The organism is Gammaproteobacteria bacterium, assembly GCA_027296625.1.
Lineage (GTDB): Bacteria > Pseudomonadota > Gammaproteobacteria > JAKEHO01 > JAKEHO01 > JAKEHO01.
Map to the genome: position 1 here is coordinate 1 of JAPUIX010000067.1, position 3453 is coordinate 3453.

At 54.6% G+C, this 3453-nt stretch carries 4 protein-coding genes; all 4 read right to left on the reverse strand.

Going from position 1 to position 3453, the window contains the following annotated elements; translation table 11 throughout:
* A partial coding sequence (locus O6944_03905) for an ATP-binding cassette domain-containing protein (GenBank protein MCZ6718285.1) occupies positions 1–625 on the reverse strand: 625 nt, incomplete at its 3' end.
* Between the two features lie 42 nt (positions 626–667).
* Positions 668–1651: an ABC transporter ATP-binding protein gene (locus O6944_03910; GenBank protein ID MCZ6718286.1), complete on the reverse strand. Its 984-nt coding sequence runs from the start codon at positions 1649–1651 to the stop codon at positions 668–670.
* Positions 1652–2629 (reverse strand): ABC transporter permease, encoded by a 978-nt coding sequence (locus O6944_03915; GenBank protein ID MCZ6718287.1) that lies wholly within the window; start codon positions 2627–2629, stop codon positions 1652–1654.
* A 2-nt stretch (positions 2630–2631) separates the two neighbouring features.
* Positions 2632–3453, reverse strand: an 822-nt coding sequence (locus O6944_03920; GenBank protein ID MCZ6718288.1) for an ABC transporter permease, incomplete at its 5' end; no start/stop codon positions are given.

Sequence of the window (3453 nt, forward strand, 5' to 3'; positions counted from 1 at the left end):
GTTGCAGATCCTGGAGCAGGTTGAGGATCTGGGCCTGGATAGAAACATCAAGGGCAGAAACCGGCTCGTCACAGACAATAAACTGCGGACTCAGGGCCAACGCCCGCGCAATACCAATACGCTGGCGCTGGCCGCCTGAGAATTCGTGCGGGTAGCGTGAGTGGTATGTTGGCGATAGCCCTACTCGCTCTAAGAGGCTGTTAACCTGTTGAATAAGCTCGTCTCCCTGAGCGAGATCGTGTACTTTGAGCGCTTCCCCAATAATCGCACCGACTGTCATACGCGGATTCAGCGAGCTATACGGATCTTGGAAAATCATCTGCATCCGCCGGCGAAGGGCGCGGACCTGGGCTGCGTTGAGCTGACAAAAATCCTGACCGTTAAAAAATATCTCTCCCGCAGTTGGTTCGATCAAACGCAGCAGCGTTCTGCCCACCGTTGTCTTACCGCAGCCTGACTCTCCTACCAGACCAAACGTCTCTTGGGGCTGAATGACAAACGACACGTCATCGACCGCTTTGACCCAGGCCGAGATGCGGGAGAAGACGCCGCTGCGGACGGGGTAATATTTTTTGAGATTGCGGATCTCTAGTAATGGGGGTCGGGTGTCTGAATGCGCTGCCATCTCTCATATTCCTCAGAATTTCTACGGGCCAATTCCTAGTCTCTACACCCCAGCCCCTGTTTTCTCGTGCAACCAGCATGCTGCTTCATGTTGAGGCTCAACTGTAATCAAGCTCGGTTGTTTCTCAGCGCAGAAATCGAGCGTCTCCGGGCAGCGTGCAGAAAAGGCACAGCCGGGGGGATACTGTAGCGGCGAGGGAACGCTGCCCTTGATCGCGGCCAGCCGCTCAGTCCGATGGCCCCGACGCGGCAAGGCCCGGAGCAAGGCGTTGGTGTAGGGGTGCAGAGGATTCCGGAAGAGCGTCTGCACATCAGTGTGTTCAACGATTTTTCCCGCATACATGACTGCGACATCCTGGGCGAACTGGGCCACAACGCCGAGGTTATGAGTAATGAGCAGAATGGCCATGCCCCTCTCGTCCTGAAGTCGTTTCAGGAGGTCGAGGATCTGGGCTTGGATGGTCACATCAAGGGCGGTGGTCGGCTCATCCGCGATTAATAAATCTGGACGACAGGCCAACGCCATGGCGATCATCACGCGCTGTTTCATCCCGCCTGAAAGTTCGTGTGGATATTGTTCGAGCCGTTGAGTAGGCGACGCGATACCTACGGTTGCAAGCAGGCGCAGCACTTCCTGGTGCGCCTCACGCTCAGCAAGACCCTGATGCAGCTGGAGTACCTCACCGATCTGATTGCCTATCGTAAAGACTGGATTCAGCGAAGTCATGGGCTCTTGGAAAATCATACTAATGGATTTTCCACGAATAGATTGTAACTCTGCTTCAGACGACGTGGCGAGGTCTCGACCTTGATACGCAATACTCCCTTGTACAATGCGACCTGGGGGCTCAATAAGGCGCATGATCGAAAGTGCGCTAACGGATTTGCCACAGCCCGACTCGCCAACCAAAGCAAGCGTCCGGCCCGCTTGAATCTCTAGATCGATGCCACGGACGGCTTTGACTGCGCCTTTGTCGGTGAAAAACGAGACATGCAGGTTGTTGATGCTGAGGAGCGGATTCGCCATTTACCGATTCCGAAGTCGAGGATTCAGGGCCTCGCGCAGGCCCTCGCCGACAAGGTTAAACGCCAGCACGACAACAAAAATTGCAACTCCGGGGATGAAAAATAACCAGGGAGCATCGAATATGAAGCCCCTCCCGTTGGCGAGGATGTTACCCCAGGTGGCATCGGGCGGCTGAACACCAAAGCCCAAGAAGCTGAGGCCGGACTCGGTCAGGATGGCACCGGCCACCCCGATGGTGGCCGAGACTAACACCGGAGCAATGGCATTGGGGACCATATGCCGAAAGATGATGCGGCTCTCGGGCAAGCCTAGGGCTAGCGCGGCAACCACAAAGTCCTGCTCGCGCAGTGCTAAGAACTCAGCGCGTACAAAACGTGCAGTCGCCATCCAGCTGGTCAGACCGATCACAATCATGATGTTGTAGATGCTGGGGGGAAGCAGCGCGACGACAGTCAGAATAAGAAAGAACGTCGGAAAGCACAGCATAATGTCGGTAAACCGCATGATGAGCGTATCGACCGAGATAAAGCCGAGCTTGACGCTGCCATAGAAGCCGGACAAGCCACCCAGGATAATCCCAATCGTGACTGAAATACCAACGGCAATAAATCCAATCGATAACGACACAAACGATCCCTGCAGCATACGCGCAAACACGTCCCGGCCCAGTTCGTCCGTGCCGAGCAGATAGATGCCGAAGAGGGGGTGGTTCAGGGCAGGAATGAGATCCGCAGACACCGCAGAAAAAGGTGGCAGAAATTTATCCGGGAGGCGTACCGTTGCCGGATCGAAAATAATAATCCATTCAGTCAATACTTTTCCTGCAACGGCCATGGTCACAAGGAGTCCCAGGACGACCAAACCGCTGAGGGCCAGCCGATCTTTCTGAAAGATCCGCCATGCCTCCTGGAGCGGTGTTTCCGGTTTTGGCAGTTCGGTCTCTGCTGTGAAAGTAGCCGTATGAATGAGTTCAGCCATGCTTATTGCAACCGAATCCGAGGATCGACAACCGCATACAGAATGTCTGAAACCAAAGTGCCGACCAGTGTCAGCGTTGCGGCCACAAAGTTGATTGTCAGAATGACGGGGAAATCGCGGGCCAGAATAGCTTCGTAGCCGAGCCGTCCTAATCCTGGCCAGGCGAAGATCTGTTCAAAGATCACTGACCCGCCAATCAATCCAGGCAGCAAAAATCCGAACATCGTAACGAACGGCAATAATGCATTGCGGAGAGCATGCCGGTAGATCACGGCATCTTCCGGTAAGCCCTTTGCGCGGGCAGTGCGGACATAGTCTTGGCGCACGACTTCGAGCATTTGGGAGCGGACATAGCGCGACAGGATGGCAATACCGGCAATCGCCGACATCAAGGAGGGAACGACAAGATGCCACAGTCGGTCCATCCAGCGAAAGACTGGCTGTGCGTTTTCCATGCCAAAGGTGCGCATACCAATAACGGGCACGTTGAATACATCTACGACCCATTGAATGGCAAGATAGGAAAGGAAAAACCCAGGAATGGAGATCAGGGCGTAGGCAACAAACGTGGTTGTGCGGTCAAAAGGAGATCCACGTTGGATCGCGGCTTGAATACCCGTCGGGAAGGATAAGCTCCAGACGATTAATGTGGCACAGATAAAGAGTGGCAGAGAATTGAGAAAACGTTGCCAGATCTTAGGGAGAACGGGCTGGCTATCCTTGAAGGATTTGAGCTCCCCCGTCGCGAGGTCGCGCAGCCAATAGGTGTACTGCAAATACAGCGGTTCGTCTAAATGAAAGGCCGCACGGATACGGGCGATATC

Coding starts and splice junctions, on each gene's coding strand:
- O6944_03915 (MCZ6718287.1), bottom strand. CDS start 2,629: ATGGCTGAACTCATTCATACGGCTACTTTCACAGCAGAGACCGAACTG.
- O6944_03910 (MCZ6718286.1), bottom strand. CDS start 1,651: ATGGCGAATCCGCTCCTCAGCATCAACAACCTGCATGTCTCGTTTTTC.